This is a genomic window from Gluconobacter sp. P1D12_c, from assembly GCF_018812105.1.
GTDB classification, from domain to species: Bacteria; Pseudomonadota; Alphaproteobacteria; order Acetobacterales; family Acetobacteraceae; genus Gluconobacter; species Gluconobacter oxydans_A.
The window spans coordinates 1-634 of the sequence record NZ_JACSIQ010000151.1; the positions used below are offsets into that span (position 1 = coordinate 1).

Genomic DNA, 634 nt, shown 5'->3' on the forward strand with positions numbered 1-634 from the left:
GATGCAGACCGACTTTGCGCGAGTTGTGGGACGCCCTGTCGGACTGGAACGCGGCATCGAAGGAAGCAAGGCCACCCACACCAAGCTGAAAACCTACTACGGGGCGCTAGAACGGGACGCACCCGAGCACAAAAACCTGACCCCTGCTGACCTAGAACCGCAGGTGCTCAAGAAGGGGATTTTTACCCGTGTTGTGGAAGACCCTGAGCAGGTGGCAAAACGCATCAGTCAGACCGTTCAGCAGCATTATGAACCTGCCGTTCAGAGCGCCACAGTTGCCCGCACAGCGACCAAACGGGCCAAGGAAGACAGAGAGAGCCTGAAACAGCTTCAGAGCCGTCTGGAGCCTCTTGTGAAGGCTCTGAGGGATATTCCGACCCAATACCGGGAGAAGGTTATCGAGGGCTGCGTGAAACTGGCCCAACAGCTACGCCAGAAACTCCAAGATCAGGCGGTTGAGGCTCAACGGGAACGAGCCAGAGAAATTGGCCGGAATCGCTCGCGGGAGAATAGCCGAGGTCGGGGCCGCTGACCGTCCCATTCGCTCCTTCTTCCTGAGCAAATACTCTCTTGCACGGTTCTCGGATGTCGCCCGTTTATGCCGTGCATAATTACCCCCCCTTTTGGGGTAAAA

1 pseudogene is annotated in these 634 nt (G+C 57.3%); it reads left to right on the forward strand.

From position 1 onward, the window contains the following. Window positions 1-532 (forward strand): annotated as a pseudogene (locus KP705_RS16060) (plasmid recombination protein); the annotation flags it as partial. Window positions 533-634: the final 102 nt, after the last annotated feature.